The organism is Pseudomonas sp. 18-147 (genome assembly GCF_051048045.1).
In the GTDB taxonomy this organism is placed as follows: Bacteria; Pseudomonadota; Gammaproteobacteria; order Pseudomonadales; family Pseudomonadaceae; genus Pseudomonas; species Pseudomonas aeruginosa.
Window position 1 is genome coordinate 24,895 of record NZ_CP182297.1, and the last position, 25,260, is coordinate 50,154.

Below are 25,260 nucleotides of genomic sequence, written 5' to 3' on the forward strand. Positions count from 1 at the left end.
CGGCGGCGCCTACCAAACCGAAGAAACCGGCTGATGGCCGGTTTTTTTGTGCCTGTTAAGGGGTCGGTTCCGGCTGAGGGCGAAATGACACCCTAAGCTTTCGGTTCCTTGGGCCAAAGATATTCGCCAGTCAGTAGAATGTGCGCCCAGCCCAATGGGGATATGTGGGGAAGAAATTCAGGGGGAACATCCAACCCTTCGTTCCGCCGCTCCGTGACGGCATGACCAAGATGGACGGTATTCCAGTAAATGATCACCGCAGTCAATAAATTGAGCCCAGCGATTCGGTAGTGCTGCCCCTCTGTCGTGCGATCGCGAATTTCCCCCTGCCTCCCGATACGGAGCGCATTTTTGAGCGCATGGTGGGCCTCTCCCTTGTTAAGACCGATCTGAGCACGCCGCTGCATGTCCGTATCCAGGATCCACTCAATAATGAAAAGGGTCCGTTCAATACGACCAACTTCACGAAGCGCAACTGCAAGGTTGTTTTGTCGTGGGTAAGAAGCGAGCTTGCGCAGGAGTTGGCTGGGCCTGATTTTGCCAGCGGTCATCGTCGCGGCACAACGGAAAATATCAGGCCAGTTCGCAACGATAAGATCCTCCCGGGCTTTTCCACCTACCAACTTGCGTAACTCCCTGGGGGTCGTATCGGGATTAAATACGTACAACCGCTTCGATGGCAGATCCCTGATTCGCAGAACGAGATTGTAGCCGAGCAGGCTACTGGCTCCGAACAAATGGTCGGTGAATCCTGCTGTATCGGCATACTGTTCGCGAACATGGCGACCGACCTCGTTCATCAGTAGTCCATCGAGAATATACGGTGCCTCGCTCACGGTCGCCGGGATCGACTGACAAGCGAATGGCGCGAACTGGTCGCTTACGTGAGTATACGCTTTGAGGCCGGGAACAGAACCATATTTGGCATTGACCATGTTCATGGCTTCGCCATGCCGCGCTGTCGGGAAAAACTGACCATCGCTCGATGCTGACGTGCCCATCCCCCAGACGCGTGACATCGGCAGTTTACCCTGCGCGGCCACCACAATTGCCAATGCCTGGTTCATGGCTTCGCTTTCAACATGCCAGCGGGCAAGGCGTGAGAGCTGCCAGTAATCATGCGTGTTTGTAGCTTCCGCCATCTTACGCAGGCCCAGATTGAGCCCTTCAGCGAGCAGGACGTTGAGCAGACCGATCCGGTCGCGACATGGAGCCCCGGTTCTCAGATGGGTAAACGCATCTGTGAAACCAAGGGCTGCATCAACTTCAAGCAGCATGTCGGTAATCCGAACGGACGGCATTCGGCGATACAGATCCAGTATGAGTGCCTCGGCACCATCCGGCACGTCTGCTGTCAACCTGTCGATCCGCAACGTTCCATCTTCTATGCTACCGTGCGGAATAGTGCCGTTACGGGCAGCCCGGGCCAGCCGCTTAAGAGCGATCGTGAGTCGCGCCTTTCTGTCTGCCAGCCAATCCTGTGGGTTGGAAGGCACGGCCAGTTTTGCATTTTCCTGCGCCGCGATCATCGGCACCAGTACCTGCTTGAGGTCACCATAGCGGCGCGAATGAGCGAGCCAGACATCTCCGGAACGAAAAGCATCCCGGAGGTGAAAGAGTACCGCCACTTCCCAAAGACGGGTATCTCCTTTTTCCTGAGCTCGTAAATGACGGTTCCATTTGGAGCTGGGCCGCAGGAAACGCCTTTCTGGCGATGCAACACCTTTCATCTCTCCGATCGACAAAGCTGCTGCTACCAATGGTCCGGCGACCGGCGCGGCTTCGAGCTTCAGACAGCGCAACATGCGGGGCGCATAACGACGAAAGCGATGGTATCCCTGCCCGACATATGCAAGAGGCTCATCGGCTAGCGTGTTGCTGAGTTGAGTCCCTGTCGCTACCAGTTGAGCGAGCCGGTCCCATGCAACCGAACTGGCGACAGCCATCTCCAGCGGGGTTCCGTCACTGCGGGCCTCAAGCAACGAAGCTCCCAGCGCGGTGAAGGTACGGATCGTATCCGTGAGTGTGGCTTTAGAGCCGGAAATTGTTTCGTCATGCTGGCGCTTCGCTTCCCGCCAGGTTTTTCCTACGATCCTGTCATGGGTTTCGACTATGGCATCAGCAATCGCCGCTTCCCACTCCACAACACAGACGGCAAGGATCGCCCAGCGGCGGTCCGAAGTGATGTCACGCAAACCGTCGGTGAAGTAGCGTTCACCCTGCCGACGCAGCCGGGCAATGCGATGGGCAGGTATGCTGGCCAAAGCACTATGATTGATATTCAGGGTACGCAGAAATTCGAGCCTGTCGAGCAAACGGTTAGCAGCAGCCGAGTTGTTACCAACCTCGAAGTTGCGAAGCCAGATGAAACGACTGATATTGCCGGCGAGCATTTCACTCAGAAGTTTGTCCAGGTGATCGCGAACATCCGCTGTTAAATTTTCCGCAATCCGCGTTTCAATCCGCCGCTCAGCGGCGACCAGAGCATCCGCGCACAAGCGCTCGATTGTCGATACTGCGGGCAGAATGGTGGAAGTTTCCCGACACCGCACAATAAAACGATGAGCAAGATCCTCGTTTGATCTGGCATCTTCGGCCTGGCCGAAAGTCCACTCCCGCAGATCACGGGCACCACGGCCCGTGAAGGTCTTGTAGCCGTAAATTTCGCGCAGCGTGTCCATGTGCTGCTGACGGGTTTGGCGCCGTGTGGCATAAGTGAGAAGCGCATCAGCCGGAACTCCAAGCTGAGCACCGACGAAGGAAAGGACTTCACGCGGGATCATCTCACCAGGAGCCAGTGCACGGCCCGGATATCGTAAGGCACAAAGTTGCAGGGCAAAGCCAATCCTGTTTTCCGGTCTGCGGCGCTGCCTAATGTTTTCCAGGTCATCATCGCCCAGCGTGTAGAACTTCAGTAGCGACAGTTCGTCCGTGGGCAGATCGAACAGCGCTGCTCGCTGCCGTTCGGTGAAAATATGGCGTCGTGACATACAAATTCGTCCCTTTTGAAGTATAGTCTGTTTTGGACAACAGCCAGCCCATATAAATCAGGGCGTTCCGATACAAAAATCCAGGAGGGTTCAATTGGGACATCGTGCCGCCATTTACTGCCGGGTTTCAACAGCGGATCAGTCTTGTGAACGCCAGGAATTTGATCTGCGAGCCTTCGCCGGCCGTGCCGGCTACGACGTGGTGGGAATATTTAAGGAAACAGGTTCAGGAACTAAACTCGACCGGGCCGAGCGAAAGAAAGTCCTGGCGCTTGCCCAGTCCAGACAAATTGATGCAATCCTGGTCACTGAGCTTTCCCGGTGGGGGCGCTCGACGCTCGATCTGCTCAATACGCTACGTGAACTGGAGAACTGGAAGGTTTCCGTGATAGCCATGAATGGAATGGCGTTCGATCTTTCGTCGCCGTATGGACGAATGCTGGCGACGTTTCTTTCCGGCATTGCGGAGTTTGAGCGGGATCTCATCAGCGAGCGGGTCAAGTCAGGCCTTGCTGTTGCGAAGGCACGTGGTAAGAGGCTTGGTCGTCAGGCCGGAGTGCGACCAAAATCAGACCGACTTTTGCCTAAGGTGGTTGCGATGAGGGCCGAGGGACGCAGCTATCGCTGGATCGCACGCGAGCTCGGTATCAGCAAGAATACCGTCGCTGACATCGTGCAACGACACAGAGCTAACGCTTAGGGTGTCATTTCGCCCTCAGCCGGAACCGACCCCGTTAACGGGCTGGGGCGGGGATCCCGTTCGTCGGATGGCAGTATCATAATAATAATAATTAAATTATTATTCTTATTATTGAAAATACCTCGACCAGGGGGATATATGACGGAACAAATCAGCAACGAAGCGGAAATACGGGCGCGTATCTTCAAAGAAGCTGACCGTCTCTATGACGAGCTGGGCCGTGAGCGCTTCCCGCCGGTGCCGGATGTGCGCCGGGCGGCGCGGGCGGACATGAACACGGTCACGCGGGTCATGAAGGAATGGCGGCAGTTGCAGACCGCGAAGCCCGAGCTTGTGCAGGTTGAGTTGCCCCCGGCCTTGCATCAGGCCGCCTTGGGCTTGGGCGCGGCCCTCTGGACCGAGGCGCTGGAGTTGGCCAATGCCAATCTGCGCAAAGCCGAGGCAGACTGGGCGCAAGAGCGCGAGGATATGGAGAGCACCCGGGTCGAGCTTTCCCAGTTGTACGAGGAACAGCAGGGCGAGCTGGAGCGGCTTCAGCAGGAGAAGGAAGGTGTCCAGCGCCGCCTAGAGGAACAGGACGCCCTGCTGGCCGAACTGCGGCATGAGCTGGGACATGAAACCACGCGGGCGGACACGGCCGAGGCCCGTACCGAGGAAATCACCCAGCGGGTGGAGGACCTGAAGGGCGAGCTTCAGCGTGCCCGGGACGAGGCAACCGACTTGCGTAATGATCTGTCGGCGGCACGTCAGAGTCACCAGGCCGAACTGGAGCAGGTGAAGGCGGTGGCGGCCGAAGCGATCGACCGCGCGAAGGCGGAGTTGGCCGAGGCGAAGGGGAGGACAGACGCCCAACTGGAAGGGATTGCGGCTCGCGCCGAGGATCTCCAGCAGCGCCTGGATGCGGCACAGAAAGAGGTGTTCCGGCTTCAGGCTGCCGACGAACTGGCTCAGGAGCAGCGCAAGCGCGCCGCAGCCGAAGCAAACACCCAGGCGCAGCGTTTCACCAAGGTGCAGGCCGAGCGGGATGAGGCTCGGAAGCAGGCTCAAGACGCCGGGCTTCGGGCGGCGCGCTTCGAGGGCGAGCTTGAAAGTCTGCGGGAAAGCAATGCCCAACTGCTGGCCCACGTTGGGGCATCCGCGGCGAAGTCGCCGGCAAAAGGCAGGAGCAAGCCCAACAAGCCAGAAGGCCAGTAGATGAGTCAGTGACTGACCGGCTTGAACCGTCCGCCCCTGCGTTGCACGTAGGGGCGCAACATCACGCAACACGCACAAATCGAGGAAGGAGCTGGCCCGATGGAACGAGAAGAACCGAGCTTCAATGAGTGGCTGGACACGCCGGAGCGCGAGGAACACTTGCGCGACATTTACTTCGACGACCAGCTCGGCCCTGGCTCCGAGTTCTACAAGTGGGCCGAGTCGATCTATCGGATTCGTAAGGCCACCGCCGAGCAGACCCGTTGCCCGCGCCGCTGGCCGTATGTGTGACCGTCACGGACCGAAAGGAACCCGCCCCATGACGCTGATAGCCCCCCGCAAGCTGCCACCGCTGACTGACGAGCAGGTGCGCGCCGGCGCGCGGCCTGGCGAAACCTGGGCCGAGGCGCGGCGCCGATTGGAGGCGCTGAACGTGGCGTGCCCGGCGCCCCAGGTTGATGACCACCCAGGAGCTGACTACACGCTGGCGGGTCCGGTTGACGAGTGCGAAGGCCTGGATGGCAGGCCCATCGAATGGGAGCCCGGCGAGCTGGGGTAGCCCGGTTTGCCCAACGGATAGAAAGGAACCCGCCCCGGCTATCAAGGCACCTACACTGAAGTGGCCAACCACAAGCAAAGGAGCTGTCGTAATGGCCGACTTCGTGATCAGTGACGTGAAGAAGGTGCGCGAGGTGTTCGACTGGCTGAGGGTCAACGAGCATTTGGCGCGGGGCTGGGTGTTGTTGAGTATCGCGAAGGGACAGGATGACCAGAAGTCCCCGGTCGTCCGTTACATCCTCGGGTGGACCAGGGGCGAGTTGCCGCCGGACTAGCCGGACTACGCATAACGGGCAGATTGTTAAATCACCCCCCTCGCCAAGCCAGGCCCCGGTCGCCAGATGCTCAACCCCCGGCGACCACGCCCCCTTACACTGGCCTACCAGAACCCCCTACACTGGCGGCCGCGCGAACCTACCCCCGTTCACCCCCTGGAGTTCCCCATGACCGACCTCGAGGATTCCCCCCACGACGGCCAGCGCCTCGATGCGATCCGCCGCGCCCGTCACGCCCTCGGCCTGGCCGCCGGCGTCACGCCCGAGGAGGCACGCCGCTGATGCGCGAGTCGATCACCGAAGACGCCCTGCAGGCGCTGATCGCCGCCGGCGGCGCCCGCGATACCCTGGTCACCCGCGGCCCGGGCGGGGAGGGCTGGCAGCTGCTGGTGCGCTATGCCGGCGGTGGCCACCACTACCCGTTACGCTCACGCCGCGAACCGCTGCGCGTGTTCGCCTCGCTCACCCAGCTGGAGCGCTACGCCACCAAGATCGGCCTGCGCGAATTCCGCGTCGAGCTGTAGTCCTACCCCGCAACCCAAGGAGATCGCCCCCAATGGACGGCTACGAACACCCCACCCGCAACGCCACCCCGCACCAGGTCTACCGCCTGTCCTGGCTGGCCTACGTCGGCCCGGTCCTGCTGTTCCTGGTCCTGTGCGCCGGCGCGCTGGCCCTCGGCTGGTGGACGCTGCACAAGGCGCCGAGCGAACAGGCCTACCAGCTCGGCCTGGCGGCCAGTGCCGGCGTCCTGCTCATCGCCCTGGCACTGTTCGTCTACAAGCTCCTCTACCTGCGCAGCGTCCACCTCTACACCGACGACGTGGGCGTCTGGCTCTACCAGGGCATCCTGCCCTGGCGCCGCGGCTACCGCGGGGTGAAGTGGCGCGACATCGAGGACGCGATGTACTTCACCGGCTTCATCAGTTGGGCCCTGCGCTCCTACACCGTGCGCATCGGCCACCGCTTCACCAAGACCAGCGAGATCCTGGTCAGCCACCTGGCCCGGGGCAACAAGGCGGTCGAGCACATCAACCAGTTGCACCAGGCCCTGCTGCGCGCCGAGCCGGCCGTCGACGAGCGGACGTGACGGTCACGCCGGCGAGCCACGCAAGCAAAAGCCCCGCATGAGCGGGGCTTTTTGTTCATCATCTACCCTTACCCAGTGCCCATCTACCACCGGAGTGAGCGATGTGTGGCAGGCTTTCGCAGTACACAGGGCTTCATGAGTTCGTCGACGCACTGTCGATGTCCAACGCGCTGGTCAACCTCGTCGGCGAGCAGCCCGAGCGCTACAACGTCGCGCCATCGACGGCCGTGACGACGCTACGGCTCGAAGGCGATGCCCTGGTCGCCCAGGCCGTTCGCTGGGGCTGGAGGCCGTTCTGGGCCCGTGATCGCGCGGCGCCGATCAACGCCAGGGTCGAGAAAGTGGCGCATGGACGCTTCTTCAGCGCCGCGTGGCGCCATCGCGCGCTGACGCCGGTCAGCGGCTGGTTCGAGTGGGTTGACGAAGGCGGCACGCGGAAACAGCCGTATCACATCCAGCACGCCGACGGCTCGCCGGTCTTGTGCGCCGCGATCGGGCAGTTCCCCGGGCTCGATGATGATGAGCAGGCCGAGCAGCATGGATTCGTGATCATCACCGCGGACTCCGCCGGCGGCATGGTCGATATTCACGACCGGAGACCGGTCGTGCTCCCACCCGACCTGGCCCGCGAGTGGCTTGACCCGGCGACGCCGCCAGAGCGCGCGGAACAAATCGTGCTGCACCAGGGCGAACCAGCTGAGGCGTTCACCTGGTACGCGGTCAGCCGCGACGTCGGCAACGTGCGCAACCAGGGCGCCTACCTGATCGAGCCTGCGTAGCAGAAAACCCGACAAAAGGAACAATGTTCCTATTTACACAGAGGAACATTGTTCCTATTATGTGAGTCATGCCAGCCACAACGGCGAGGCGAGCACAGGGAAATGACAAAATGAATACCTATCTCATCGACCCCCGCAAAAACAACGACAACTCCGGCGAGCGCTTCACGGTTGACGCTGCCGACATTACGGCCGCCGCGAAGAGCGCAGCCCAACAGATCCTCGGCGAAAAATTCGAAGGTCTCGTATACCGTGAAACCGGGGAGCCTAACGGAAGCGGCATGTTCCAGGCCTACCATCACCTGCACGGCACTAACCGCACGGAGACGTCCGTTGGCTATCCGTTTCATGTAATGGAACTCTGAGCCGAATCTAAACCCACGCCAGCCGCAACGCGCAACGGCGAGGCGCCAAAAAGGATCCAAGCCATGAGCACCATTTCAGATCGCATCGTCGCCCGCTCGGTTATCGAGGCAGCTCGATTCATCCAGTCTTGGGAAGATGCAGACCCCGACAACCTGACAGAAGACCAGGTCCTGGCCGCCACTGGTTTCGCCGCCAAGCTCCATGAAGGGCTCCAGGCTACCGTCCTGCAGCGACTGGTGGACGAGACCAATCGTGACGAGTATCGCGAGTTCCAGGCGTGGGAAGAGGCACTGCTCAACGCAGATGGACGAGTCGCGAGCAACCCGTTTGCCGATTGGGGGTGGTGGTATCGCATCGCCAACGTAATGCTGGCCACTGCTGCGCAGAACGTAGGCGTCGCCTGGGGAAGCCACGTCCATGGTCGTCTAATGGCTATTTTTCAGGACAGGTTCAAGCTGCGGTATGAGGAACCACAGGCATGAGCCGACCAACAGTCGTTACGGTGACGGAAGTTTCCTGGAACCCAGGCAGTTATGAGGTCAACGTAGAGCAGAATGGCAAGATGGTCGTTGGCCGGACCCGCGCTGGCAGCGATCCTGGCGCAGCCGCGGCGAAGGCCATGCAGATGGCCATGGAGTGGGGGAACCCGAACTACGTCATTCTCGGCAGCAACAAGGTGATGGCGTTCATACCGGAACAACTGCGGGTGAAAATGTGAAACCTGACGCCTCCAACCACAATCCAGACCCGCGCTACCTGCGCGGGCTGTACGAGCGAGCCGGCCTGAAGCAGGAAGAAGCTGCCAGGCGGATCGGAATCACCGCCCGCGCGCTGAGGAATTACGTCAGCGAAACCGCCGGCAGAGAGGCGCCGTATCCCGTTCAATTCGCGCTTGAGTGCCTGGCTAGCGAGAGCTAGCCAGCAGGCAGAGCAGGCAGGGCACTCCCCGCGCCCCGGGCGCCTCGCTCACCCAGCTGGAGCGCTACGCCACCAAGATTGGCCTACGCCTATCTATGCCCCACTTGCTCAACTAACTGTCATGAAGGCTGCCCATGAAGAATTTGTTTGTACTGGCCCTGGCAACGCTCGCTCTTGTCGCTGGCTGCAATGCGTCGGAAGAGAAAGCTCCCGCGTTGAAGGCAACAGTCAGTCCAACCAGCGCGCAGAACTGCACAACTACCGGGCCTGACTCGCCGATTGTGGTTGGCGAAAACAGCGTCGTGGTCATTGACGGAAAGACCTACTCCGCGGGACAGAGCGCCGATTGCATGTCGGGATCCGGCAATCTCTCGACGCATGGTGCGAACAGTCCGATCGTCACCGGTAGTGGCGCGAAAGTAATCATCAGAACGGACCGATAGGCAGGGTAGGGCCGCCACCGTGTCGGCGGGCATTACTTCCAGGAGTGCAGCATCGGGGGCATTGTAAACAGTCTGTTAACGAGTTATGCTTAACTCCCGTTAACAGGTTGTTTACACTTAACGATGATTATCTCCTTCCGACACAAGGGTCTGGAAGTCTTCTTCAAGACGGGCAAGACCAAAGGGATCCAGGCGGCACACGCCCCGCGCCTACGCCGCCAACTGCTCGCCTTGAGCGAAGCGAACAATCCAGGCGACATGAATCAGGTCGGCTGGAGACTCCACTCCCTGAAGGGGGATCTTGCCGGATACTGGTCCGTCCGCGTTTCCGGCAATTGGCGGCTGACATTCCGCTTCGTTGGCGAGGATGTTGAGCTGGTCGACTACCAGGACTACCACTGAGGGTCTACATATGGGTATGCACAACCCGCCGCATCCTGCGGAAATCCTGCGCGAGGACGTGCTCCCCGAGCTGGATATCACTATCACGGACTTCGCCAAGGCCCTGGGCTATTCGCGGGTCCAACTGTCGAAGGTGCTCAATGGGCACGCCTCGATCACGTCGGACCTGGCCGTGCGCCTTGAGCGTGCCGGCATCGGCCAGGCCCGCCACTGGTTGGCCATGCAGGCGGCCTATGAGCTATGGCATGCAGAGCAGCGCGCTCAGCCGAAGGTGCCGCGTCTGTACGATGCCCACATTGCGGCGTGACCGTCACGCCGGCATAAAAAAGGGGTTATCGGTTTTACGTGTTGTTGCAGGCAAGGCGCAGCCTTAAAACGTATTGGTATTAGCTTCGGCTTTAAATGTTGTTATGCTGGGCTCACCAATCCCGACGGAGAGCGACATGGAACAGCAAAAAAATCATCAGCAAATCGAGCAGCAGCCTGTGGCACACCGGCTCATTAATGCTGAAGGCGAAGTGATGACCGACTGGCATGATGGCCCGCCGCCGGACCGTTTCACGGATCTCTGTGGGGTTGCGATGGCTGGTACTCGCGTTGAGCTGGCATATGCCGGCCCCGCCCCCGCTAGGGACGAACTGCTCGTTGCCGCCGAGGCAATAGAGCGCGTCGTTCACTATGTGGTAAGCAAAGCCGATCAGGACGTGCTACGGCTGATCGCTCTGGAGAAACGCCGGGAGGCCATGGCACACAACGCAGGTCAGGGCCGAGTCAGTGGCTGATTCGCTTTCCCTACTTCACCCGCTCAAAGTTGAGATCGTGGAATTCCTCGAGGATGAACACGATCTGCAGTTCAAGGTTGAGCTTCCGGCGCCCGAGTTCTGCACCGCCTGCGGCGCTATCGGTCAGTCGATTCGTTTCTCCAGGAAGCTGACCAAGTACGTTGACCTGCCCATCAGGGGTAAGCGCACGGTTCTTTGGGGCATGCGCCGACGCTACAAGTGCAAGACATGCAGCAAGGTGTTCTCGCCGGCCTTGCTGGACTTCGACGAGAAGCACCGCATGACGAAGCGCTGCCACGCCTACGTAATCAAGCAAGCCATGACCAGCACAAACTCAGCGGTAGCCCGAGATCTTGGCGTTGATGAGTCGGTGGTGCGCCGGGCTTTGCGCGACTACTGCGCCGAGCAGGAGGCGGGGTACAGGCCCATGCTTCCGCGTGTTCTTGGCATTGACGAACTGCTTGTTGGTGGCGAGTACCGGTGCGTCCTAATCAACCTGGAAGAAAGGACCATCATCGACGTTCTGCCCAACCGCAAGAAGATCGTGATCCACAACTACATCTCCAATATGCGCGGCCGGGACAGGGTCCAGATCGTTTGCCAGGACATGTTCCATCCGTACAAAGACGTGTCGCTAGAGTTGTTCCCTAACGCCACTGTCATCGTCGATAAGTTCCACGTTGTGCGGTACGCCAACGATGCGTTGGACCAGATACGCAAGCGAATCAAGCGAGGCCTCACAGCTCCGCAGAAGCGCACCCTGAAAGGCGACCGCAAGCTAATGCTGATGCGCCGGCGTGACCTGGACGTTTGGGCGCATCTGAAGATCAAGACATGGTTCGATCAGTTCCCAGAGCTAGGCACCGCCTACAACCTCAAGGAAGGCTTCTACAACATCTGGAATAGCAAGACCCACAATGCAGCCAGGCAAGCCTATGACGAATGGCGTCAGCGCATCCCTGCAGAGCAGGAGAAGGACTGGAAAGTCGTCACAACGATGATGACCAACTGGGGCGAGTACATTTTCAACTACTTCAGGTTCATTCCTCAGCGGTACACCAACGCACTGACCGAGTCGATTAACCGCTATCTGCGCGACGTGAACCGTAACGCAAGAGGCCTGAGCTTCGAGATGTTCCGCGCCAAGATCATGTTCACCCTAGAGCATAAAGTGAAGCCGCCGGAAACCAAGCGGCTAGCGCCGTTCCTGGCCAGGGAAATCATGGCAGTCGAGCCCATCGAGGACGAGCTGGTGGATTACGGCGTTCCGATTTTCAGCATCTTGCAGCTGTGCGCGGAGCCAGAGACCGGAGCCATCCGCGAAGACGACTAACAACACAATCAGCTACTCAATCAAGGGTATTCAGAAAGGGGTTAACAACACCCTTTCCCGAATACCCTAAAAAAGCCCCGCTTCGGCGGGGCTTTTCCGTTGGGGCCGGTCTATCAGGCCTGCAACCAGGCATTGACAGTATCGGCGCCGTACTGCTCTTTCCAGGCCTTCAGCACCCGGTGATTGCCGCCCTTGGTTTCCACCACCTCGCCGGTTTCCGGGTTGCGGTAGACCTTCACCGACCGCGGCCGGCGGATCGAGGAGGCCTGGCCGGCAGGCCGGTTCGCGACGGCGCTGGGATCGAGGATCTCGATGATGTTGCGCAGGCTCATGCCGTACTTCTTCATGAGCTTTTCCAGTTCATCGCGGAACTCCAGCTCCTTTTTCAGGCTGCTGTCGGCCTTGAGCTTCTCCAGCAGCTGCATTTGTTCCTGGAGTTTGCGTTCCGCTTCCCGGAAGGCGGCGAGCTTGGACATTGTTCTATTCCTTTGTTGGGATTTTATAGCCCACTCGGTTCAGTAGTTCCCGCGCACTGTCGACCGAGAGAGGTTCACGATTCTGGTCATCCAGTTCAGTGTAAAAGCGGGCACAGCCCCCCAGGACATGGCCGCTCCAGTAGGAATAGGTCTTTTCGCCCGTAATCCATTGCAGGATGCGTCCGGTTGTCGTGTCGCTAGGAGTGCAATTGTAGGGGTTTCCTTTGGCGATGTAATCGTCGAAGTCAAGGTGGATCGGCAGTTTCATGCCTTCAAGCGTGGTAGACAAGTCGAGGATGACGTAAAAATTGATATAGTCCAGCCGTATCCCTCGTAGGTCATTCTCTAGAATTCGATTGAGAACAATGTTTCGACCTTCGTCCGTATTATAAAGACTTGTACCCATGTAGTCGTTCTGTCTGTCGGACTGTACGACGACTATATTGGCGACTGGAAAAGACTTTTCAGGGCTAAGAAAAATTCCGTATTGCGCAGACGATGGCGCACTACTCACGCCAGGGAAGTAGATATTTTTAAGTTGTCCCATGTGTTTCTCCTAAAGTCAGGAAACGTCTGTACGAATGGATCACCCCATGAAAGCGAAGACCTGGATTATTTCCTGCGGAGCCCTGCCGGTCATCACTAGGAATTTCCGCCACACCCCGTAAGGGATGGTTCTCGCACCGCTTTTATACTCCCGGATACGTCGGTCACTGGTCAGGCCAAGCAGCGCCGCCAACTTGGCGTCGGTATTGTAATCAGAAAAGTGTGCCTGGAAGTGGCGGAAGTAGGCGCAGATAATATCAGGGTGCGGGGCTTCCCAGCCTTCATGCTCGCGCAACAGGTGCGCCCGGCTGTAGGCCTGTTCGTCGACCTCAGACTGCGACGGGAGGCGCGGAGCGTCGAGGTTGGCCCTCAGTTGTTTGATTCCATCCTGCGTGGCCTGCTCGAAGATGGCGCGCTGCTGCTCAGATATGCTCGGTAACTCGATTCTCATGCTTTGCTCCGCTAGTTGAGAGTAGGGGGCCTTTCGGCCCCCGTCTCACCGTGGTGACAGCTCGATCTGGCGAACGTCTGAAACACGGATGTTGACTAGGCTCAGCGTTCCGGTTGCTATCGTCTTCCAGTAACCGACCTGGTGGATATGGACCAGGGCGTAAAAGAGATAGTCGGGGAGGAGTATGTCTATTCGGTTTACCCGGATTCCGATATGTTCTGGATTGAACTCTCGAACCGGCTCACCGCATCGCTCCGCTGAGCCCCGCCGAACTAACCAGAAATGCGCCTCGGGGTAGTTCGTTCGGATTGTCGCAACATCTGAAAGTCTCATCTCGTTCCCCGGTGGCAACGACTAGCCCCCTCGGGGTGAGTGGCTTTCTGCGTGCCACCAACAAGACTTATATTAGGCGCATTGCGCCTATATGTAAATGTTTTATGTTTGAGAAACTATGTTTCCGACAGACGGCATATCTTTCAGGAGCAAGGCAAATAGTTCGGAGTGAGAACTTACGTTCAACTTGGCGTAGACGTGACGCCGGTGAACTTTGGTTGTCGATACGGATATTGCGAGCTTGTCAGCTATTTCCTTATTTGACTTACCCTCTAGCATCAGATTCAAGACCTGGGATTCACGCCCTGTCAGTGGTGCGACAAGAGCGTTCAGCACAGAGCTGTCGACTCTGAGCGATGGGCTACTGTCGTCTTGTAGGCTTTCCTCGAAGTGGAGCCGCTTGCTCATGAGGGAAAGCACCCAAGGGCGAATGATCTCAAGAAACGCAATGTTCTCGGCGGTATACTTCGCCTCGCTTCCCAGCGACAGGCAAAGCGTGCGGCGCTCATCAATAGGGATGTTATATTGCATTTCATCGCATACCACATGCGTCTCGAAGTACTCTATGTAGTATCGACTCTTATTAAATGCGGGCGTCACGATATCTCGAAGATAGATCGTTCGAGGGCCGGGCGCAGAGCGTGAGGCGGCATAGAACGGATCGATGCGATAGTAACCGGTTATGTATTTGCCAATTAAATGGTTGGGCTTCCTTTCGTCTTTTTCCTCTTCTTCCTCCTCGGCGTAGAAAAGTATCACTGGTGTGGAGTCACTAAATACCAGGGAAACCCAGTTATCGACCTGCACGAACTCCCGTACCGTTTCCACCAGTACCAACCAAAAGTCTGGCTGGTCCAGGTGGTCGAGCAGGTTCCCAAGCGAGCGCTGCCAAGCTATGTCCTTCAAGCTGATTTCCATTTCACTACTCCCAGGGGACTAGGTAATCCGGTCAATAGAAATGACCTTCCAGTGAGAATAATATCGGCAGTGAATGAGGGAAAAATCTAGCGATACCTATTAATTCTAGTAGTTTAACTAATGGGGTATTTATGAAAGGGATTGCTGCACTTGCCTTGTCTATCGCCTTCACCGCAGGCTCTGCCGGCGTGTCGGCTGATCAGCGTCAGGAGAAGAGTGTTCACTTCTATAACTGGATCGACTTCATCGCCCCAGGCGTGACCGGCGATTTTCAGAAAGAGATGGGCGTGAAAGTCATTTCCGGCACTTTCGATAGTGGTGAGTTCGCACAAGGCAAGCTCTTGGCCGGGCGGTCCGGTTACGATGTAGTAGTGATCACTTCCAACCTGCTGCCCAACCTGATCAAGGCGGGGGTGCTCCAGGAGCTGGAGCACCAGGACTTGAAAGAGTGGTCCAACCTGGACCCCCAGGTGATGAAGAACCTCAGTGCCACGGATCCCGGGAACCGATACGCGGTCCCCTACCTGTGGGGCACCACGGGCATAGCCTACGATGCAGAAAAGGTGCGCCAGTACCTGGGCGCTGATGCGCCGACCAACTCATGGGATCTGATTTTCAAGGAAGAGAACATTTCGAAACTCTCGAAGTGTGGGGTGGCGATGCTCGACTCTTCCACTGAGATTCTTTCTATCGCATTGAACTACCTTGGGCTCCCCTACAACAGCCAGAATCCTGCCGACTATGAGAAAGCACAAGCACTGATTCTGAAAGTGCGTCCTTATATTCGATACTTCGACTCGTCTAAGCTGACAGCCGACCTCACCAACGGAAATATTTGTGTTTCTGTGGGGTGGCAGGGTACGGCCTATCTTGCAAGAAACGCCAATAAGAGCGGAAAAGTCCACCGGGAGATTGGATATAGCATTCCTAAAGAGGGCTCCCTTGTTTGGATAGAGAATATGGTGCTACTCAAAGATGCGCCGCATCCCGAAGAGGGAAGGAAGTTTATAAACTTCATGATCAAGCCTGACGTGATAGCGAAGTCTTCGAGCTATATCGGCTATCCAAATGGAAACAGGGAGTCCTTCCAGTACGTGGAAAAAACAGTCAGGGAAGATCCCGCTGTGTATTTCGACGATGAAACCATGAAGCGGCTGTTCCCCCTGGAAACTCTGCCACTGAAGGCCGAGCGGGTCAGAACGCGGGTGTGGAACCGGATCAAGAGCGGGCTGTAGAGCATCCAGATCGGCCGCTTGGCTGGCCTAGGATTTTTTCCTGTCCAAGAGGAAAGAGTCGGCCAGGCGGTTGAGCTGTTCCAGGGCAGTGGTGGATTCGATTTTGAGCGCTTTCTCGGTCAGATCCCGGCGGAGGGCGATGAGGCGCTCCCTGTCGAGGTCCTGGTCAACGGGAAGCAGTTCGCCTGGGGTTACGTTCAGGGCGCGGGCGATCTTGAGGAGCTGCTCCACGCTCGGGGTGTTGATGCCGCGCTCATATCGGCTGATTAGGACCGTCTCACAGTCGATTCTGTAGGCAAGGTCCGCCTGAGTGAGGGAGCGAGCCTTTCTGAGCGCTTGAAGACGGGCACCGATGGACTTTCGGAGGTTGTCCATGATCTCTCCAGAAAATCCAAGGTTTTCATGTGGTTGTCTCCTCATAAAAGCACAATGTTATCTATTAGGTAAAAAGTGTTTACTTTTGAGGAAAATTCTCTACCATTCCCACTAGCAAAACTCTCTTGCAACGAGAGTTCGAGCGAATGTAACCTTTAGAAACACTGTACGCATGTACAGTGTTTCGGCTCCAGAATGCCGTACCAGATTCGACCCCCAGACGGGTCGGGTTTTGGAGGAGCGTGCCCGAAAAGGGAGGATTTTAGAGTGCGCAATTGGTACCTGATGACCCATAACCGCAATGCGCTGGAGTGGGTTACGAGCAAGGTGGAGGCTCTGGATGTTGAGCTGTACGCACCGACGCGAACGGAGCTTCGTCGCAGGGTAGATCGCCCCTCCCAACGAAAGACGACGCGACAGCTCTTCCCCGGCTATCTGTTCCTTCGCTTCGACCCTGAAGTGGTCCACACAACGACGATCACGGATATAGCCGGTGTGCAAGGGTTCGTTCGGTTTGGTGGTGCGCCTTATGTGATTTCGGACTCAGTGATTGAAACATTGAAGGAAACACTGCTGCTTCGCACAGATAAGGGGCTCGATGTAGTCGAGTACAGAAATCTGCCATCCGAGTTCGAAAAGTCGCTCCGACTAATTGTGCTGATGCAAGATGATGAGCGCCGTAAGGTTGCTTTTTATGCGTTGCTTCAGCAGCAAGATTTGTGGCGACGCTTGGAAAGTAAGAAGCAGTCACGCCTTTGTAGTGCAATCGCCTAGCTCTCATCGGCGTTTCCAATAAACCCATCGCAGAACCGGTCGTTAGGCATAACAGCCTTTCGGCTGGTTTTGCTATTTCAAGGAGAGTCTATGGCAATTCCAAAAGTGAGAACCGGAAAGAAGACGGTAAACGTCTATGTTGGCAATGAGCGATTTGAAACGCTTCTGCAACTCGCAATTGATGTAAGCCAGGAAAGTCGGGTGCAGATCACCCCCTCGCAATTTGTGCAATGGATGATCGATCGACTCTCGAAGCAGGCTGCGCAAGAAATGCTGCAAGAGCTGATTAAAAAGGAGATTTAAATGCTTACTACCAGTGCCTTCATGGCGCTGGCCCTGCAATGTGCTCCTGCTGTCCATCCCTCCACGCTGTATCCCGTCGTTAAAGCCGAATCCGCCCTCAATCCTTACGCCATCGGTGTGAAGGACGGTGCTTTGTCGCGTCAGCCGCAAAGCCTTGCGGAGGCCTTGGCGGCGGTGAAAAAGCTGGTGGAAGAGGGCAAGAGCTTCGCTGTGGGGCTGGGCCAGGTCCATCGGCAGCATTTCGATGCCAGCGATCCCCGGCAGGTGGCCGAAATGTTCGAGCCTTGCCACAACCTGAAACGCTCTGCTGAGGAACTGCGCCGCTGCTATGGCCAGGCGCGACCGGTCAGCAGCTCAGACCAGGAAGCCATCCGCAAGGCCTACAGCTGCTACTACAGCGGCAACTTCACCACCGGCTTCCGGCCCGAGCCCGAATTTGGCGGAACGAGCCATGTTCAGCGGGTTCTGGCCAACGCGGATCTACCAGCGTACGTCCCGGCGCTTCAGGCACAGCCCCCAGCTGCGCCAACCCTTCCGGCCGGGCCGGCAAATGTTCCCGTCGCCCCCCAGCCGACTTACCAGAGCTGGGATGTGCTTCGGCAGTACCCCCGTTATGACCCGCCGGCGGCAAGTCAGCCGCAGGCACAACCACAACCCCTGGAAGACCAGGATCGAGAGGTAAAGAGCGATGCAAAAACTGAAGAGTAAGTCCCGCGAGATGTTGCAGCGGCTGGCGGTATTCCTGGCCGTCTACACGCCATACATGGCGATGGCCGACGAGTGGGATCAGAAGTTGGTGCAGCTGGGCAGAAATATCCGCCTGGGGATGTTCGCCATCGGTGGCAGCATCGCCCTGATCTGCCTGCTGTGGGTCGGCATTGGCTGGATGTCATCCAGGGCCGCGGGCGACCACAGCACTACGTTCATGGACTACGTGAAGCAAGTAGGTGTGTTGGGCGTAGTGGGTGGGGTTTTGCTCCTCGGGGCGTGGGCCTGGGCGTTCTTTGGCGGCGGCACGATTGCGTGAGGGCTGGCCGATGAACGATGAGGAACTGCTGTTCCCAAGTTACAACGCCATGAGCCGCCCGGCGACGTTCCTGGGTGTGCCGATCCTGCCCTTCGTAGGAATTGCGGTCGCGTTGTTGGTGGTCGGCACAATCGGTTTCCTGCTGTTTCCGTGGTGGGGGGCGTTGCTGTTGGCCTCGCCCCTGTTCCTGGCCTTGGTCGGCTTTTCCGTGGTGAGTTCATTCGACGCCCGCTACATGCGCCGAATCGTCTACGCCATGCGTCGTTTTTCCTTGAACCTGAGATACGGCCGCGGGGTGTGCCTGACGCCGATCAATCCCCTTTGGAGTGTGTTCTATGGCAAGCGTTTCGCACAACGTCGTCATGCCGGCGGAAGCTTTGGCGCCGCTGATGAAATATCACGTGCATGAGCACATGGTGACCCTGACGGGAAACCGTCTGCTGAGCTTGATCCGGCTCAAGGGCGTTTCTCACGAAACCCGTGACAAGGCCGACCTGGACCAACTGTTCCACCGGCTCAACCGCTACTTCTTCACGCTCGGCAAGAAAGAAGGCAAAAGCTTGATGCTCCAGACGTACGTCACCAAGAGCCAGTTAGAGCTGGACGGTGAGTACCAGCTCGATCTACCGGTGCTGCAGGAGTTCGTCGACGCCTACGTCCGTCCGTTCAAACAGGGCAGCTACCGGGAGGTGAGCTACCACCTGGCGGTGATCTTGAAGTACCGCGATCTGGACGACGGTATCCGGCGCATGCAGGACCTGTTGATCACCTCGATCAGTATGCTCAAGCGCTTCGAACCCGTTCTGCTGGGAGTGGAGGAGACGGAGACAGGGGCGTTCTACTCGCAGATCGGGCGCTTCTACAGCCTGCTGTTCAATGGCCGTGAGCAAGCGGTCCGGTTGTCCGATACGCGCCTGGGCGAGGCGATCATCGATAGCGTGACCAGCTTCGGCGCCTATGACTTCGTCGAGAACCGCCCGAACCACGGTGGCCGGCGGTTCGCTACTACCTACGACCTGCGCGACTACCCCAGCGAGGGCAGCCGGCCGGGGATGTGGGACGAGGCGATTGAGCAGCCGCTGGACTTCACCCTGGTACAGGCGTTCATGTTCGAGGAGCGCAACGAGATCAAGCGCAACTTCAAGAAACAGATAGCGGACCTGGCCTCGGTAGAGGGTGAGTCGAAGCAGACCGACGAGCTGGATGATGCGGCGAGCGAAATCGCGCAGGGCATCAAGAGCTTTGGGCGCTACCACGCTTCGCTGATCGTCTACGGCGATACGCCGGACGAGGCGATCACGAACGGTTCGAAGATGGAGTCGTTATTCAGCGCGAAGGACGCGACGTTCGTACGGTCGACCCTGAGCAACGTGTACACCTGGTACACCCAGTTCCCCGGGGTGACGCAGGCCATGTACCCGATGATGAAATCCACCGAGAACCTGGCCTGCGGGTTTTCCCTGCATGCCACTCCCAGCGGCAAGGCACGCGGCAACCCGATTGGCGACGGCTCCGCCTTGGTGCCGATGCGCACGCTCAGCGACGGGATGTTCCTGCTCAACGCCCACGACAGCCCGCCAGGCCAGAACAACCTGGGCGAGAAGTTGCCTGGACACCTCGCGGTGACGGGCATGACGGGCGCTGGCAAGACCACTCTGGAGGCGGTCTTGTTGACCTTCTTCAGCCGATGGAAGCCGATGCTGTTCGGCATCGACTACAACCACTCTCTGGAGAACCTGCTACGGGCCCTAGGCACGCAGTACTTCGCTATCGATCCGGGAGTGTCGACCGGGTTGAACCCGTTCCAGCTCCAGGACACGCCGCAGTTGCGGCAATTTCTGCTCGATGTGGTGATCACCTGCGCCGGTGGGATGAAGAAGGAAGACGGTAGCGGCGGGCTGGTGGATGAGGTCGAGGAACGGGAGATCCAGGCATCGATCGATGCGGTGATGGCCCACTCGACGGTTGAACACCGAGGTATGTCCCTGTTGCTCCAGAACATCACCCCCAGGGGGGGAAACTGCCTGCACACGCGTCTGTCGCGTTGGTGTCGACTGCGCGCCGATGGCGGTCGGGAAGGGAGCTGCGCATGGGTGCTGGACTCGCCGCGGAACCTGTTCGATCCCACTGCCTACCAACGCCTTGCGTTCGACTGCACGCACATCCTGAAAAAGGAGTATGTCAGCAGGCACCCGGCTGAAATGGAGGTGCTCTTGAAGACCTTGTTCTTCATGAAGCGGCTGATGCACCAGACCCAGCCGGGCAGCCTCTTGCTGAACTTCGTCGCGGAGTACTGGGCGCCGCTTTCCTTCGAGAGCACGGCGGAGCTGATCAAGGAGGTGCTGAAGGCGGGCAGGCTGCGGGGAGAGATCCTGATGATGGATACCCAGTCGCCGGAAGATGCGTTAGCAACGCCGTATGCGCCGGCAGTCGTGCAGCAGGTGGTGACCTCGATCTGGTTGGCCAACGACAAGGCCACGGCCGAGAGCTACGCGAAGTTCGGTATCGAGGGACGGCTGTTCGAGGCGGTCGCCGAGCAGGACCCGTACGACCGCCAGGCAGTGGTTGTACAGGGGCCCCGGTCGGTGCGTCTGAAGATGGACCTTTCCACGCATACCGAGGTGCGGGACGAGCTGAAGTACTGGTTGCCACTGCTGTCCACGACGACGGAGAACGCGGCCGTGGCCGCTCGGATCCGTGCCGAGCTGGGAACAGACGATCCCGCAGTGTGGGTGAAGCCGTTCCTGGACGAGATGCAGCGGCAGTCCCTGGTGACTGAAGGCGAGGGGGGAGGGTAGCGATGGCTAGCTACTTCGAGTACCCCGCTGAAGAGCAGGGCCGCCCGGTTCCGGTTCTGTTGAGCCTGCGTGAACTCAAGGCCTTGGAACTCGCTCTGGACGGTGACCCTATCGTCGAGTCCAGTCCCTGGAAAGAAGTGCTGACGGCGGCAACGCAACGGCTCATAGACGCGCTGATTGATCGGCGCATTGAGCTGGACCGGACGGTGAAGAGCCGTCTGGACTTCTGAAACATATCTGCAGGAAAAAGACGATGAAAAAGACCTTACTGGCGGCGGCGCTGGCCGCTGTGACGGTAACGGCTGCGCCGTTGATACAGGCCAGCGGTATCCCGACCTTGGATGCGGCCACGGTGTTGCAGCTGGGGATGAATGCTAAACAGCAGGCTGAAGAGGCGTTGAAGGCCCTCAACGAGGCTAAGCGCGGGATCGAGCAAGCCAGGCAGCAATATGAGCATTACAAGTCGCTCATCAATGGCAACGACAAGCTGGGCGGATTTCTAAACGACCCGACGTTGAACCAGGTACTGCCCCTGGGCGACTGGTCCGATGTGTACAGCAGCGCTCGCGATATGGCTAGTTTGCGGAACCGCTACGGTCTGGTATCAAGCGACAGCCGGGTGCAGGCCCAGTTCGACAAGCTGCTGTCCGTGACCGATGCCCTGGAACGCAACTACAAGGCCAGCAACCGGCGGGTGGAGAACGCGGCCCGGTTGCGGGAGCAGTTGGACCAGGTGCAGACGCCACAGCAGAAACAGGACCTGGAGCTGCGCTACCAGCAAGAGTTCTTGGAGCTACAGAACCAGCAGATGCGCCTGGCGAATATGAAAGTGCTCACGGAGCAGAAAGAACGCATCGAGAGCGACAAACGAGCACAAGAGGTCATGGATTACCTTAACGGTAAAAGACCTCTACCTAAGTGAGGATTTGCGATGAAGAAGAAAGCAAAAATTCAAGTGGTAGTAACCGCGTTGCTGGCTACTGCGTTGACCGGATGTTTTGAGCCGTCTGGAAAGAGCTTTGAAGGGGCATGGATTGATGTTGAAAGGAACAGTTTTGTTAAGCCGGCTCTTCTGGATATTACTTGTGACAAAGGGTTTTGTGAAGTTCAGAAAACCATATGGTACCCGTTCAATAGCAAGTACTCGAAGCCTGAGATATCTAATGCCCGGATTGAAAACGAAAACCTTCTTGTCTGGGAGGGTAATGGGGGGAGCGCTAAGTTTAAGGATGGGAAAATTTACTGGAATTCGGATGTTTATGAACGGAGAGAGTAGGTATGGATGAAGATGGAAACATCAAGGTAGAGTTCACCAAGAACCTCTACACGTTCATCGACTCCGCTCTACAAAGCATGATCATGGTCGGAATGGCCAAGGTCATGCTGGTCATGGGGGCGGTTTTTGGGACATTTTGGTTGGTTCACCTGATGATGCGCGCCATTCGCTGGCTTTGGACGGGGCTCGATGTGCCGTTTCAAGAAGTTACGATGGAATTCATCAAAATAGCCTTTTTGATTTCGATTGCGTTCAGCGTTGCAACATACTGGAACTGGGTAGTGCCCGTGGTTCAAGGACTTCCTTTGTGGATGGCGCAGACGTTATCAGGAGGGGACGGGAGGTTCACAAACCAGGTCGATCAGCTCATTAGTGGCTTTTTTAGCTCTGTAATGAACTTGGTGAAGGCTTTTAAGTTTAATCCGATAAGCAACTTCTCAGAAACCTTCTTTTCAGGGCTTGGGATTTTTTACATGCTCCTGGGAGGAATTCCGTTCTTATTGGTCGCAGTCGGAACCCTGGTTACATTAAAAGCCAGCACCACAGTGATCTTGGTAGTAGGACCGCTGTTCATTGCCTTTGCAATCTTCCCTCAGACCCGACAATGGTTTTGGGGGTGGGTAGGCGTATTGGGTGGTTTTATGCTGGCTCAGGTTCTGTTCTCGGTGATCCTCGGCTTGCAGATGAGGTTCATCAACGAGATCGTTGTCCATGACGGTAATATCCCGAGCGACCTGACAGGGGCCCTTTCCATCCTGTTCTACTTTTCAGCATTTACAGCTATTGCACTGGAGATCCCAAACTACGCGGCCACCATCATGGCAGGGGCGCCGACCTCAGCGGGTGGAGGGCTTGGTGGTCTAGTCAAACGTGGATTGGGTCTGCACCCGGCGATGCGGATGGCTAAAGGAGTAGCAGGGGCTGGGCGCAGACTTCTGTCGAGGGCCCGAGGAAACAGAATCAGCTGATAACCAAGACGCTGGCGGTCAATCTGAATTCAATGCCAGCTCCAACCGCGCACTTCCTTCAAACCGGCGTTCTGCCGGGTGATTTCTGAGCCGGATCGGCTCACTCAGACGCACAGAAAACAGGTGAATGACATGACCAAGCTCTTTTGGGGCGGGCTGCTTTGTGCTGCCTGCCTGTCGGGGTGCAGCTCGCCCCCTGAACTTTCCCAGCCAACGGGATCGTGGGTGGACCTGAATCCACCGGCGGTGAAGGCAAAAGCACAGACAAGCAAGCCCGCGACTACCCCGCCGGCGGCACGGGTTTCGACACTGGAAGGCTCGGGAGGTCGAGATGTTAAAGGGGCGCAGTAAGCAACGTTTCAAGGCGCTGGCCGAGCGCGAACAACAGTTGGAGGCTCAGCCGTTGGTGGGGGAGGCCTCACGCGAAGCGAGCCTGGCTCTGAAAGCGTACACAGACGCGGCACGCTGGTTCGAAAGCTCGGTGGCCAAGCAGGAGCGGAGCAAGGCGAGGACCTGGCGGGCGATCGCAATCGTGTTCGGCCTGCTGGCCTTCATGGCGGTGGGCGCGGTGCTGGGGTTGACGCCGCTGAAGACAGTGGAGGCTTTCCTGGTACGGGTCGACAACAACACCGGGTTCACCGACGTTGTGCCGGTGATGAAAGACCGAACTGGCGGCGGCGATGAGCAGGACACACAAGATGAGTTCTGGCTGGCTACCTATGTGCGTTTCCGCGAGAGCTACAGCTTCGCCGGCGCCGACGTGAACTACGGCATGGTCCGGCTGCTGTCGTACTCGGGAGCGTTCGCCGAGTACCGGAACTTCCAGTTGTCGAGTAAGGGGTACACCCAGGTGCTGGGGGATAACCGGCAGCTGCGCGTGGACATCAACAATATCGTGTTCCTGGATGCCGATGGCTCGCTGCCCGGCAGCACGAAGAAGTTCCGAACCGCTCAGGTTCGCTTCACGAAGACAGTCCTTGATCGCAACGGTGTGCCGGTCCTGGGCATGGCTCCGGTGACTTGGCTGGGCACGATCAGTTTCGACTACGGCAACGCGCCGAAGACCCGCAAACAGCGCTGGCTGAACCCCCTGGGCTTTGGCGTGGCGGCATATTCGGTGGCACAAGAAGTTGGAGGTTCGCAATGAAGCAGCTGAAGAAGCCGCTGTGTGCGGCGATCCTCGGGGCGTGGGTCAGCTTTGCCGGGGTGCCGGCCGGCGCAGAGGTCATGGGTGGTGGGTCTCCTTTCGACGCGCGTATCCAGACCGCGCTGTACTCGCCGGAAAACGTCTACCGAGTGCAGTCGGTAGTGGGACGGTCCTCGCTCATCCAGCTTGGGCAGGGCGAGACCGTCAACGGTGACACTGGCCTGATCGTCAGTGGAGATCCTGGCGCCTGGACCATCGGTGTGAACCAGGCGGGCAATCTTGTGGCGATCAAGCCTATGTCTGACCAGGACCCGGACACCAACCTGATCATCAACACCAACCGCCGCGTATACGTCTTGGAACTGCGCCTGGCCCAGCGCGTGGTGGACATGACGTACCTGCTGCGCTTTCGCTACCCGGAACCACCGAAGACCGCCGGCCGCAACCTCAACGCCGACCCTTGCGCGGGCACGTTCCAGAACCGTCGCTACCAGAAGCGCGGCGACATGGAGCTGTCGCCGTCGGAAGCCTGGGACAACGGCATGCTGACGTGCTTCCGCTTCAGCTCGGCCATGCCACGGCCGGTGGTTTATCGCGTTCTGCCGGACGGAACCGAAACCCTGACGAACTGGCACCAGGTACACAACATCGTCGTCGTCCACGGGATCAGCGACGAATACCGCTTCCGACTGAACCGGCAGGTACTGGCTGTGCGTACGCGGCATCAGGGCGGCGGTTTCTACAACTACGACGGCACCACCACGGGAGAGGTGCGGGAGGTGAAACATGCAACGGAACAGTAA

The 25,260-nt window shown here is 58.2% G+C and carries 37 protein-coding genes; 30 read left to right on the forward strand and 7 right to left on the reverse strand.

From position 1 onward, the window contains the following. Positions 1-92: 92 nt before the first annotated feature. The gene (locus ACM0M4_RS31140; protein ID WP_001553819.1) at positions 93-2,990 is read right to left on the reverse strand and encodes a Tn3-like element Tn5403 family transposase; all 2,898 of its coding nucleotides are present in this window, start codon (positions 2,988-2,990) and stop codon (positions 93-95) included. 94 nt (positions 2,991-3,084) lie between these two features. Here ACM0M4_RS31140 and ACM0M4_RS31145 point away from each other — a divergent pair, with 94 nt between their 5' ends. The 17 genes from ACM0M4_RS31145 to ACM0M4_RS31225 all read left to right on the forward strand — a co-directional run bounded on the left by ACM0M4_RS31145 (position 3,085) and on the right by ACM0M4_RS31225 (position 11,830). Continuing rightward, on the forward strand, positions 3,085-3,690 hold the full coding sequence (locus ACM0M4_RS31145; RefSeq protein ID WP_000509966.1) for a recombinase family protein: 606 nt from the start codon (positions 3,085-3,087) through the stop codon (positions 3,688-3,690). Between the two features lie 138 nt (positions 3,691-3,828). Then, on the forward strand, positions 3,829-4,884 hold the full coding sequence (locus tag ACM0M4_RS31150) for a DNA-binding protein (RefSeq protein WP_033995575.1): 1,056 nt from the start codon (positions 3,829-3,831) through the stop codon (positions 4,882-4,884). 99 nt (positions 4,885-4,983) lie between these two features. Beyond that, positions 4,984-5,175, forward strand: a complete 192-nt coding sequence (locus ACM0M4_RS31155; protein ID WP_003142924.1) for a hypothetical protein — start codon at positions 4,984-4,986, stop codon at positions 5,173-5,175. A gap of 28 nt (positions 5,176-5,203) precedes the next feature. Further along, positions 5,204-5,443, forward strand: coding sequence for a hypothetical protein (locus tag ACM0M4_RS31160; protein WP_033995577.1), 240 nt, complete (start codon positions 5,204-5,206; stop codon positions 5,441-5,443). A gap of 91 nt (positions 5,444-5,534) precedes the next feature. Then, a complete protein-coding gene (locus tag ACM0M4_RS31165; protein ID WP_150021041.1) occupies positions 5,535-5,717 on the forward strand; it encodes a hypothetical protein in 183 nt (60 codons plus the stop codon). A 281-nt stretch (positions 5,718-5,998) separates the two neighbouring features. Then, complete coding sequence (locus tag ACM0M4_RS31170) at positions 5,999-6,241, forward strand: hypothetical protein (protein ID WP_003142927.1); 243 nt, start codon at positions 5,999-6,001, stop codon at positions 6,239-6,241. Between the two features lie 32 nt (positions 6,242-6,273). After that, positions 6,274-6,807, forward strand: coding sequence for a hypothetical protein (locus ACM0M4_RS31175; protein ID WP_033949763.1), 534 nt, complete (start codon positions 6,274-6,276; stop codon positions 6,805-6,807). Positions 6,808-6,908: 101 nt separating this feature from the next. Then, positions 6,909-7,586 carry an SOS response-associated peptidase gene (locus tag ACM0M4_RS31180; RefSeq protein WP_221345578.1) on the forward strand — a complete coding sequence of 226 codons (678 nt, stop codon included), beginning with the start codon at positions 6,909-6,911 and terminating at the stop codon, positions 7,584-7,586. 110 nt (positions 7,587-7,696) lie between these two features. After that, positions 7,697-7,951 carry a hypothetical protein gene (locus ACM0M4_RS31185; protein WP_033949757.1) on the forward strand — a complete coding sequence of 85 codons (255 nt, stop codon included), beginning with the start codon at positions 7,697-7,699 and terminating at the stop codon, positions 7,949-7,951. A gap of 63 nt (positions 7,952-8,014) precedes the next feature. After that, complete coding sequence (gene acrF3 / locus ACM0M4_RS31190; protein ID WP_033949754.1) at positions 8,015-8,434, forward strand: anti-CRISPR protein AcrF3; 420 nt, start codon at positions 8,015-8,017, stop codon at positions 8,432-8,434. Beyond that, positions 8,431-8,670 (forward strand): anti-CRISPR protein, encoded by a 240-nt coding sequence (gene acrF, locus ACM0M4_RS31195; protein WP_033949750.1) that lies wholly within the window; start codon positions 8,431-8,433, stop codon positions 8,668-8,670. The genes acrF3 and acrF overlap by 4 nt, the downstream gene beginning before the upstream one ends. Next, complete coding sequence (locus ACM0M4_RS31200) at positions 8,667-8,870, forward strand: helix-turn-helix domain-containing protein (RefSeq protein WP_031757130.1); 204 nt, start codon at positions 8,667-8,669, stop codon at positions 8,868-8,870. The genes acrF and ACM0M4_RS31200 overlap by 4 nt, the downstream gene beginning before the upstream one ends. A gap of 134 nt (positions 8,871-9,004) precedes the next feature. Then, positions 9,005-9,313, forward strand: a complete 309-nt coding sequence (locus tag ACM0M4_RS31205) for a hypothetical protein (protein WP_124119388.1) — start codon at positions 9,005-9,007, stop codon at positions 9,311-9,313. A gap of 123 nt (positions 9,314-9,436) precedes the next feature. Next, positions 9,437-9,715, forward strand: coding sequence for a type II toxin-antitoxin system RelE/ParE family toxin (locus ACM0M4_RS31210; protein WP_003142937.1), 279 nt, complete (start codon positions 9,437-9,439; stop codon positions 9,713-9,715). A gap of 10 nt (positions 9,716-9,725) precedes the next feature. Continuing rightward, positions 9,726-10,022 carry a HigA family addiction module antitoxin gene (locus ACM0M4_RS31215; protein WP_034018021.1) on the forward strand — a complete coding sequence of 99 codons (297 nt, stop codon included), beginning with the start codon at positions 9,726-9,728 and terminating at the stop codon, positions 10,020-10,022. A gap of 136 nt (positions 10,023-10,158) precedes the next feature. Continuing rightward, the gene (locus ACM0M4_RS31220; RefSeq protein ID WP_062382006.1) at positions 10,159-10,497 is read left to right on the forward strand and encodes a hypothetical protein; all 339 of its coding nucleotides are present in this window, start codon (positions 10,159-10,161) and stop codon (positions 10,495-10,497) included. After that, on the forward strand, positions 10,490-11,830 hold the full coding sequence (locus ACM0M4_RS31225; RefSeq protein WP_221345543.1) for an ISL3 family transposase: 1,341 nt from the start codon (positions 10,490-10,492) through the stop codon (positions 11,828-11,830). The genes ACM0M4_RS31220 and ACM0M4_RS31225 overlap by 8 nt, the downstream gene beginning before the upstream one ends. A 113-nt stretch (positions 11,831-11,943) precedes the next feature. Here ACM0M4_RS31225 and ACM0M4_RS31230 read toward each other — a convergent pair whose 3' ends face one another. The 5 genes from ACM0M4_RS31230 to ACM0M4_RS31250 all read right to left on the reverse strand — a co-directional run bounded on the left by ACM0M4_RS31230 (position 11,944) and on the right by ACM0M4_RS31250 (position 14,554). Next, the gene (locus ACM0M4_RS31230; protein WP_033949742.1) at positions 11,944-12,306 is read right to left on the reverse strand and encodes a histone-like nucleoid-structuring protein, MvaT/MvaU family; all 363 of its coding nucleotides are present in this window, start codon (positions 12,304-12,306) and stop codon (positions 11,944-11,946) included. Between the two features lie 4 nt (positions 12,307-12,310). Further along, positions 12,311-12,853 (reverse strand): hypothetical protein, encoded by a 543-nt coding sequence (locus ACM0M4_RS31235; protein WP_033949740.1) that lies wholly within the window; start codon positions 12,851-12,853, stop codon positions 12,311-12,313. A gap of 39 nt (positions 12,854-12,892) precedes the next feature. After that, positions 12,893-13,303: a hypothetical protein gene (locus ACM0M4_RS31240; protein WP_033949739.1), complete on the reverse strand. Its 411-nt coding sequence runs from the start codon at positions 13,301-13,303 to the stop codon at positions 12,893-12,895. A 45-nt stretch (positions 13,304-13,348) separates the two neighbouring features. Beyond that, complete coding sequence (locus ACM0M4_RS31245) at positions 13,349-13,636, reverse strand: hypothetical protein (RefSeq protein ID WP_071577158.1); 288 nt, start codon at positions 13,634-13,636, stop codon at positions 13,349-13,351. Positions 13,637-13,738: 102 nt separating this feature from the next. Further along, positions 13,739-14,554: a LuxR C-terminal-related transcriptional regulator gene (locus ACM0M4_RS31250; protein ID WP_033946079.1), complete on the reverse strand. Its 816-nt coding sequence runs from the start codon at positions 14,552-14,554 to the stop codon at positions 13,739-13,741. A gap of 131 nt (positions 14,555-14,685) precedes the next feature. Here ACM0M4_RS31250 and ACM0M4_RS31255 point away from each other — a divergent pair, with 131 nt between their 5' ends. Beyond that, positions 14,686-15,789: a polyamine ABC transporter substrate-binding protein gene (locus ACM0M4_RS31255; RefSeq protein ID WP_132491557.1), complete on the forward strand. Its 1,104-nt coding sequence runs from the start codon at positions 14,686-14,688 to the stop codon at positions 15,787-15,789. A gap of 27 nt (positions 15,790-15,816) precedes the next feature. On the opposite strand, the gene ACM0M4_RS31260 is transcribed toward ACM0M4_RS31255, so the two are convergent. Beyond that, on the reverse strand, positions 15,817-16,164 hold the full coding sequence (locus tag ACM0M4_RS31260; RefSeq protein ID WP_033952387.1) for a helix-turn-helix domain-containing protein: 348 nt from the start codon (positions 16,162-16,164) through the stop codon (positions 15,817-15,819). 267 nt (positions 16,165-16,431) lie between these two features. Between ACM0M4_RS31260 and ACM0M4_RS31265 the strand changes: the two genes are divergently transcribed. From ACM0M4_RS31265 to ACM0M4_RS31320, 12 genes are all read left to right on the forward strand, one after another. After that, positions 16,432-16,938 carry a transcription termination/antitermination NusG family protein gene (locus ACM0M4_RS31265; protein WP_031667928.1) on the forward strand — a complete coding sequence of 169 codons (507 nt, stop codon included), beginning with the start codon at positions 16,432-16,434 and terminating at the stop codon, positions 16,936-16,938. Positions 16,939-17,028: 90 nt separating this feature from the next. After that, positions 17,029-17,241 carry a hypothetical protein gene (locus tag ACM0M4_RS31270; protein WP_033949730.1) on the forward strand — a complete coding sequence of 71 codons (213 nt, stop codon included), beginning with the start codon at positions 17,029-17,031 and terminating at the stop codon, positions 17,239-17,241. Next, complete coding sequence (locus ACM0M4_RS31275) at positions 17,242-17,949, forward strand: lytic transglycosylase domain-containing protein (protein WP_033949729.1); 708 nt, start codon at positions 17,242-17,244, stop codon at positions 17,947-17,949. Further along, positions 17,930-18,268: a conjugal transfer protein VirB2 gene (locus ACM0M4_RS31280; protein WP_033949725.1), complete on the forward strand. Its 339-nt coding sequence runs from the start codon at positions 17,930-17,932 to the stop codon at positions 18,266-18,268. Before ACM0M4_RS31275 ends, ACM0M4_RS31280 begins: the two co-directional genes overlap by 20 nt. 10 nt (positions 18,269-18,278) lie before the next feature. Next, on the forward strand, positions 18,279-18,677 hold the full coding sequence (locus ACM0M4_RS31285; RefSeq protein WP_033951607.1) for a VirB3 family type IV secretion system protein: 399 nt from the start codon (positions 18,279-18,281) through the stop codon (positions 18,675-18,677). Next, on the forward strand, positions 18,604-21,066 hold the full coding sequence (locus ACM0M4_RS31290; RefSeq protein WP_052151188.1) for a VirB4 family type IV secretion system protein: 2,463 nt from the start codon (positions 18,604-18,606) through the stop codon (positions 21,064-21,066). Before ACM0M4_RS31285 ends, ACM0M4_RS31290 begins: the two co-directional genes overlap by 74 nt. A gap of 2 nt (positions 21,067-21,068) precedes the next feature. Continuing rightward, a complete protein-coding gene (locus ACM0M4_RS31295) occupies positions 21,069-21,296 on the forward strand; it encodes a hypothetical protein (protein WP_033951589.1) in 228 nt (75 codons plus the stop codon). A gap of 23 nt (positions 21,297-21,319) precedes the next feature. Beyond that, positions 21,320-21,988, forward strand: a complete 669-nt coding sequence (virB5, locus tag ACM0M4_RS31300) for a P-type DNA transfer protein VirB5 (RefSeq protein ID WP_221345571.1) — start codon at positions 21,320-21,322, stop codon at positions 21,986-21,988. A 9-nt stretch (positions 21,989-21,997) separates the two neighbouring features. Further along, complete coding sequence (locus ACM0M4_RS31305) at positions 21,998-22,342, forward strand: hypothetical protein (protein WP_124120339.1); 345 nt, start codon at positions 21,998-22,000, stop codon at positions 22,340-22,342. A gap of 2 nt (positions 22,343-22,344) precedes the next feature. Next, positions 22,345-23,310, forward strand: coding sequence for a type IV secretion system protein (locus ACM0M4_RS31310; protein WP_052150347.1), 966 nt, complete (start codon positions 22,345-22,347; stop codon positions 23,308-23,310). Positions 23,311-23,641: 331 nt separating this feature from the next. Next, on the forward strand, positions 23,642-24,457 hold the full coding sequence (locus ACM0M4_RS31315) for a virB8 family protein (RefSeq protein WP_003142959.1): 816 nt from the start codon (positions 23,642-23,644) through the stop codon (positions 24,455-24,457). Next, entirely contained in the window at positions 24,454-25,260 is an 807-nt protein-coding gene (locus tag ACM0M4_RS31320; protein ID WP_221345572.1) for a TrbG/VirB9 family P-type conjugative transfer protein, read from the forward strand. The genes ACM0M4_RS31315 and ACM0M4_RS31320 overlap by 4 nt, the downstream gene beginning before the upstream one ends.

Coding starts and splice junctions, on each gene's coding strand:
- ACM0M4_RS31315 (WP_003142959.1), top strand. CDS start 23,642: ATGTTAAAGGGGCGCAGTAAGCAACGTTTCAAGGCGCTGGCCGAGCGC.
- virB5 (WP_221345571.1), top strand. CDS start 21,320: ATGAAAAAGACCTTACTGGCGGCGGCGCTGGCCGCTGTGACGGTAACG.
- ACM0M4_RS31250 (WP_033946079.1), bottom strand. CDS start 14,554: ATGGAAATCAGCTTGAAGGACATAGCTTGGCAGCGCTCGCTTGGGAAC.
- ACM0M4_RS31160 (WP_033995577.1), top strand. CDS start 5,204: ATGACGCTGATAGCCCCCCGCAAGCTGCCACCGCTGACTGACGAGCAG.
- acrF3 (WP_033949754.1), top strand. CDS start 8,015: ATGAGCACCATTTCAGATCGCATCGTCGCCCGCTCGGTTATCGAGGCA.
- acrF (WP_033949750.1), top strand. CDS start 8,431: ATGAGCCGACCAACAGTCGTTACGGTGACGGAAGTTTCCTGGAACCCA.
- ACM0M4_RS31270 (WP_033949730.1), top strand. CDS start 17,029: ATGGCAATTCCAAAAGTGAGAACCGGAAAGAAGACGGTAAACGTCTAT.
- ACM0M4_RS31215 (WP_034018021.1), top strand. CDS start 9,726: ATGGGTATGCACAACCCGCCGCATCCTGCGGAAATCCTGCGCGAGGAC.
- ACM0M4_RS31290 (WP_052151188.1), top strand. CDS start 18,604: ATGGCAAGCGTTTCGCACAACGTCGTCATGCCGGCGGAAGCTTTGGCG.
- ACM0M4_RS31245 (WP_071577158.1), bottom strand. CDS start 13,636: ATGAGACTTTCAGATGTTGCGACAATCCGAACGAACTACCCCGAGGCG.
- ACM0M4_RS31305 (WP_124120339.1), top strand. CDS start 21,998: ATGAAGAAGAAAGCAAAAATTCAAGTGGTAGTAACCGCGTTGCTGGCT.
- ACM0M4_RS31235 (WP_033949740.1), bottom strand. CDS start 12,853: ATGGGACAACTTAAAAATATCTACTTCCCTGGCGTGAGTAGTGCGCCA.
- ACM0M4_RS31175 (WP_033949763.1), top strand. CDS start 6,274: ATGGACGGCTACGAACACCCCACCCGCAACGCCACCCCGCACCAGGTC.
- ACM0M4_RS31295 (WP_033951589.1), top strand. CDS start 21,069: ATGGCTAGCTACTTCGAGTACCCCGCTGAAGAGCAGGGCCGCCCGGTT.
- ACM0M4_RS31260 (WP_033952387.1), bottom strand. CDS start 16,164: ATGGACAACCTCCGAAAGTCCATCGGTGCCCGTCTTCAAGCGCTCAGA.
- ACM0M4_RS31185 (WP_033949757.1), top strand. CDS start 7,697: ATGAATACCTATCTCATCGACCCCCGCAAAAACAACGACAACTCCGGC.
- ACM0M4_RS31280 (WP_033949725.1), top strand. CDS start 17,930: ATGCAAAAACTGAAGAGTAAGTCCCGCGAGATGTTGCAGCGGCTGGCG.
- ACM0M4_RS31220 (WP_062382006.1), top strand. CDS start 10,159: ATGGAACAGCAAAAAAATCATCAGCAAATCGAGCAGCAGCCTGTGGCA.
- ACM0M4_RS31255 (WP_132491557.1), top strand. CDS start 14,686: ATGAAAGGGATTGCTGCACTTGCCTTGTCTATCGCCTTCACCGCAGGC.
- ACM0M4_RS31240 (WP_033949739.1), bottom strand. CDS start 13,303: ATGAGAATCGAGTTACCGAGCATATCTGAGCAGCAGCGCGCCATCTTC.
- ACM0M4_RS31310 (WP_052150347.1), top strand. CDS start 22,345: ATGGATGAAGATGGAAACATCAAGGTAGAGTTCACCAAGAACCTCTAC.
- ACM0M4_RS31205 (WP_124119388.1), top strand. CDS start 9,005: ATGAAGAATTTGTTTGTACTGGCCCTGGCAACGCTCGCTCTTGTCGCT.
- ACM0M4_RS31155 (WP_003142924.1), top strand. CDS start 4,984: ATGGAACGAGAAGAACCGAGCTTCAATGAGTGGCTGGACACGCCGGAG.
- ACM0M4_RS31140 (WP_001553819.1), bottom strand. CDS start 2,990: ATGTCACGACGCCATATTTTCACCGAACGGCAGCGAGCAGCGCTGTTC.
- ACM0M4_RS31170 (WP_003142927.1), top strand. CDS start 5,999: ATGCGCGAGTCGATCACCGAAGACGCCCTGCAGGCGCTGATCGCCGCC.
- ACM0M4_RS31230 (WP_033949742.1), bottom strand. CDS start 12,306: ATGTCCAAGCTCGCCGCCTTCCGGGAAGCGGAACGCAAACTCCAGGAA.
- ACM0M4_RS31210 (WP_003142937.1), top strand. CDS start 9,437: ATGATTATCTCCTTCCGACACAAGGGTCTGGAAGTCTTCTTCAAGACG.
- ACM0M4_RS31285 (WP_033951607.1), top strand. CDS start 18,279: ATGAACGATGAGGAACTGCTGTTCCCAAGTTACAACGCCATGAGCCGC.
- ACM0M4_RS31275 (WP_033949729.1), top strand. CDS start 17,242: ATGCTTACTACCAGTGCCTTCATGGCGCTGGCCCTGCAATGTGCTCCT.
- ACM0M4_RS31320 (WP_221345572.1), top strand. CDS start 24,454: ATGAAGCAGCTGAAGAAGCCGCTGTGTGCGGCGATCCTCGGGGCGTGG.
- ACM0M4_RS31180 (WP_221345578.1), top strand. CDS start 6,909: ATGTGTGGCAGGCTTTCGCAGTACACAGGGCTTCATGAGTTCGTCGAC.
- ACM0M4_RS31165 (WP_150021041.1), top strand. CDS start 5,535: ATGGCCGACTTCGTGATCAGTGACGTGAAGAAGGTGCGCGAGGTGTTC.
- ACM0M4_RS31150 (WP_033995575.1), top strand. CDS start 3,829: ATGACGGAACAAATCAGCAACGAAGCGGAAATACGGGCGCGTATCTTC.